The following is a 4,609-nucleotide window of genomic DNA, read 5'->3' as shown; positions in this document are numbered from 1 at the left end:
ACTTTACTTTTTTTCTTTTGCATACGCTGAAAATTTTAACACCCAAATAATCCATAACACAAAAACTACTCCATAAATAACCAATGGGAAAAGAATGTCGTGTAAAAAAGTTCCGTATTCTGGATACTTATAAAGCCCCGTAGTTAGCAAAGCAATTCTGAAAATATTCAATATGAAAATCAATATCGAACCTAAAAAAATATATAAAAAAGTAGCAATAAATCTATTTGAAAAAGCAAATATAAAAGTAGCAAATAAAATGATTATGCTTACCGAATTACAACCTTCAACTATCCGGGCAATATATTTGGAATTATAGATGACTTTATATGATGGCTCAAATTCATGTTTGATTATCTCACAATCTGCACCAAAAAAAACAAGCGTATTTTTTGTTTGTTCTGCTACAAATTGCGTTATGCCATCAACTTCATTTTTATGTGTGTGGTATTGATTTAAATAAAACGAGTAGACTATCGTAACGATAAAATAGCACAAAAGAAATTTCGCCAGAAAAATAAAAAATACTTTATGTTGCTGAAATATGTTTTTCAAAATTTTAATTTTAACAAAAATATAATTTTTACTTTCTTATTTATATATAATTTTACAAAAAAATTAAAAATGGAATTTGAAAATATAAAATCAGAAGTAAAAAACATCATTAACAGTAATGAAAATAGATATGAAAAGCTAATTCGTATTTGTCAATTATTACAAGATTCTATTTCATATTACAATTGGGTTGGTTTTTATTTTGCAAATCATCAAACCAAAACATTACATCTTGGTCCTTATGTTGGGGCTGAAACCGATCATACCGTTATTCCGTTTGGAAAAGGTATTTGCGGACAAGTAGCAGAAAGCAATGCCAACTTTGTTGTACCTGATGTTTCGGCTCAAGACAATTACATTGCTTGTAGTTTTACTGTAAAGTCGGAAATTGTAGTACCACTTTTTGTAAACGGGATTAATATTGGTCAAATTGATATCGACAGTCACGTTATCGATCCATTTACAGAAGCAGATGAACGTTTTTTAGAATTTGTAAACGAACAAGTTGCTTTACTTTTTTAAATTTTTCTAAATAAAATCATTGTTGTCCGATTAAAAATTTTAATATAATTTTAAAGCTATGATTACGAACTGTTTAACTGCTTAAATTACATTTCGCCTTATTTTTTAATGTGATGCAATCAAATGAAAAATTTTGCCACGGATGTCACGGATTTAGGGGATTATCACCCATAAAATCTGTGAAATCTGTGAAATCCGTGGCAAAAAAATAGGCTCAAAATTTCATTTGTTTTTTATCGGACAATAATGAAATAAAATATGAAATCCGTTGCTTTAATTTAAATAACGGATTTTTTTATTCCTTTTCTGTATTGAAATTCAAATTATTCTACTTAATTTTGTTTATTCTTTTTTAATTATAATTAAACAAAATAATGCCAGTTGCTCAAAAAACAGAATTAGATGATATTGCCATCGATAGAATTATAGAAATGGCTTGGGAAGACAGAACCCCATTTGATGCTATTACATTCCAATTCGGATTAGCAGAAGCGGATGTTAAAGCATTAATGAAAAAAGAATTAAAATTTTCCAGTTATAAATTATGGCGAAAACGTGTAGAAAATTGCAAAACCAAACACACAGCGAAACGTGTAGAAGGAATTGATAGGTTTAAATCCAATTTACAACGCGCTATTTCGAACAATAAAATATCTAAAAGATAAAAAAATGCAAAAAGAAATTCCAGATAATATCGTATATTCTAAAGAAAAAGGATACAACGCCAGTTTTTTACCCTATGCCACAAGTGTAGGCGCACCTATTATTAAAGTTGACGATGTAGCCGCTTGGAAAGGCAGAGGCGTTAGAAATGTGAACAAAGAATTCGAAAATAAATTCAATGAATTAAAACTGCAATATCAAAGTTTAATGGAAGAATTCGAATGGAATGAAATTATTTATAATGCAAAATTTTCATTTGAACCAGTAATTGGAGAAATTTATCATTTATATATTGGAAACGAAGGAAATCATTTTTTATCATTAATCCCACCATACGAATGGAATAAAGAACATATTGGAACATTCAAATTAAACAGTGATAAAAAATGGGTGAAACAAGAGTAAAACTAAATCAAATTTCCTATGAACAAATAATGAATATGGAAAAACAAGAACGTGTTCATTTTGCAAATAGTTTGGGTGGTTTTAAAAGTGTTGGATTAATTGGTACAAAAAACAAAAACAACCAAACCAATTTAGCAATTGTCGACTCAATTCTTCATATTGGAAGTAACCCACCATTATTTGGTATCGTTTTTCGCCCAGGTGTTGTGGAACGTCATACGCTTGAAAACATATTAGAAACAGGCTTTTACACCATCAATCACATCACAGAAAAAATTCATAAACAAGCGCATCAAACTTCAGCAAGATATGATAGAGCTTGTTCAGAATTTGATGAAACTGGTTTAATTCCTGAATATAAAAATGACTTTTTTGCACCTTTTGTTAAAGAAAGTAATGTGAAATTAGCAATGGAATTTAAAGAAAAAGTAACGCTTTCTATCAATAGTACAGTTTTGATTATTGGAGAAGTTAAAGAGGTATATTTTCCTGAAGATTGTTTGCAAAAAGATGGTTTTTTAGATATTGAAAAAGCTGCATCGTTAACTTGTTCTGGATTGGACAGTTATCATAAAACAACACGAATTTCAAGATTGAGTTACGCAAAAGCAAACAAGGAAATTACTTCAATAATTTAATTTTGACAAAAAAAGCAACCAATATTGTATGGTTTAAACGTGACCTTCGTTTGGTTGATAACGAAGCGCTTTTTTATGCTCACCAATCTGATTTGCCTTTAGTGCTACTTTATATTTTCGAGCCATCTGTAATGAATTATGATGATTCAGATGTACGACATTGGCGATTCATTTACGAATCCATTCAGGATTTGAATAAAAAACTTCAACCATTTAACGCAAAAATTTATTTTTTTCATAATGAAGTCAAAACCGTATTTTCAGAATTAATTCAAAAATTTGAGATAAAAAGTGTTTTCTCCCATCAAGAAATCGGAAATAAGTTAACCTACAACCGCGATTTGGAAATGAAAGCGTTTTTCGATGACAATGAAATCATTTGGAAAGAGTTTCAAATGCACGGTGTCATTCGTAAATTAAAATCAAGACAAGATTGGGACAAGCGCTGGGAACAAGTAATGCGTGACACGCCTAAAATCATAAAAGAATCCGATTTAAAAACGATAGAATTAGATTCTGACTTTTATGACAAAATAAAAGGCGCTGATTTATCAACTGAAATTACCACTCCTAACAAAAATTTTCAAAAAGGTGGCGAATATTGGGCGTGGCGTTATTTGGATAGTTTTGTCAAAGAGCGTTATGTCAATTACAGCAAACATATTTCGAAACCTGCCTTGAGTAGAAAAGGCTGTAGTCGCTTATCGCCTTACTTGACTTATGGCAACATCAGTATGCGTATGATTTATCAATATACGAATCAGCATTACGAATCATCAAAAAATAAACGCGCCATTCTCAATTTTGTTTCACGTTTGCATTGGCATTGTCATTTCATTCAAAAATTTGAAGACGAATGCGAAATGGAATTTGAAAACGCCAACCGAGCTTATGACGTTTTAATAAAACCAAAAAACGAAACTTATATTAAAGCTTGGCAAGAAGGGAAAACGGGTGTGCCAATTGTAGATGCGTGTATGCGATGTTTGGTAGCAACAGGCTATATTAATTTTAGAATGCGCGCGATGGTCGTGTCATTTTTTACTTTTAATTTATGGCAAGATTGGCGTGAATTGCATTTTTTGGCAAGGCAATTTTTAGATTACGAACCCGGTATTCATTATCCGCAAATTCAAATGCAATCGGGCACCACGGGAATCAATACGATACGGATTTATAGTCCAATTAAAAATTCAGAAGAACATGATTCAGAAGGAGTTTTCATTAAACAATGGCTGCCCGAATTAGCAGAAGTGCCCGTGCATTTGCTTCACGAACCTTGGAAAATGAATGAAATGGAGCAGCAATTTTATAATTGCATTATTGGCAAAGAGTATCCAGCTCCTATTGTTGATATTGAAGCAACTCGGAAATATGCCAGCGACATCGTTTGGAGCTTTCGAAAAAAAGCTGAAGTGAAACAAGAAGGAAAACGAATTATGCAAAAACACGTGAGTAACCCCAATAAACCTAAAAATGCGAGGAGTAAAAAACAAAACCTACCGACTAAAATCTGTATTGTTTGCCAAAAACCATTCGCTTGGCGTAAAAAATGGGAAAAAGTTTGGGACGAAGTGAAATATTGCAGTGATAGATGTAGGAATGAAAAAAAGATTGAAAGATTGAAAGATTGAAAAACATTCTGAATCTTTAAATTTTTAAATCCTTTAATCTTTAAATAAAAAAAATGTCAAAAACGTTACGATTAGTTCTCGGAGATCAATTGAACTGCAATCATTCTTGGTTCAAAACCATTGATGATTCGGTGACTTATGTGATGATGGAAATCCGAACAGAAACGGATTATGCCACGCATCATATTCAAA

The 4,609-nt window shown here is 31.3% G+C and carries 7 protein-coding genes; 6 read left to right on the top strand and 1 reads right to left on the bottom strand.

The genetic code is table 11. From position 1 onward, the window contains the following. Positions 1-3: 3 nt before the first annotated feature. A complete protein-coding gene (gene xrtF, locus ACIQ11_RS08910; protein WP_396154290.1) occupies positions 4-498 on the bottom strand; it encodes an exosortase family protein XrtF in 495 nt (164 codons plus the stop codon). A 126-nt stretch (positions 499-624) separates the two neighbouring features. Here xrtF and ACIQ11_RS08905 point away from each other — a divergent pair, with 126 nt between their 5' ends. From ACIQ11_RS08905 to ACIQ11_RS08880, 6 genes are all read left to right on the top strand, one after another. Then, positions 625-1,077 carry a GAF domain-containing protein gene (locus ACIQ11_RS08905; protein ID WP_396154288.1) on the top strand — a complete coding sequence of 151 codons (453 nt, stop codon included), beginning with the start codon at positions 625-627 and terminating at the stop codon, positions 1,075-1,077. Between the two features lie 374 nt (positions 1,078-1,451). Then, positions 1,452-1,742 (top strand): TIGR03643 family protein, encoded by a 291-nt coding sequence (locus ACIQ11_RS08900; protein ID WP_396154287.1) that lies wholly within the window; start codon positions 1,452-1,454, stop codon positions 1,740-1,742. Positions 1,743-1,746: 4 nt separating this feature from the next. Further along, the gene (locus ACIQ11_RS08895) at positions 1,747-2,145 is read left to right on the top strand and encodes a DUF2452 domain-containing protein (protein ID WP_353079894.1); all 399 of its coding nucleotides are present in this window, start codon (positions 1,747-1,749) and stop codon (positions 2,143-2,145) included. After that, entirely contained in the window at positions 2,127-2,783 is a 657-nt protein-coding gene (locus ACIQ11_RS08890; RefSeq protein WP_353079893.1) for a flavin reductase, read from the top strand. Before ACIQ11_RS08895 ends, ACIQ11_RS08890 begins: the two co-directional genes overlap by 19 nt. Positions 2,784-2,785: 2 nt before the next feature. After that, positions 2,786-4,417, top strand: coding sequence for a DUF2256 domain-containing protein (locus tag ACIQ11_RS08885; RefSeq protein ID WP_396154286.1), 1,632 nt, complete (start codon positions 2,786-2,788; stop codon positions 4,415-4,417). Between the two features lie 53 nt (positions 4,418-4,470). Beyond that, on the top strand, positions 4,471-4,609 hold a 139-nt coding region (locus ACIQ11_RS08880), incomplete at its 3' end, for a cryptochrome/photolyase family protein (RefSeq protein WP_396154289.1).

This window comes from Flavobacterium sp. (assembly GCF_044361065.1).
Taxonomy (GTDB): domain Bacteria; phylum Bacteroidota; class Bacteroidia; order Flavobacteriales; family Flavobacteriaceae; genus Flavobacterium.
Note: the sequence above shows the minus strand (reverse complement) of the source record. Positions and strands in the feature narration are given on the sequence as shown.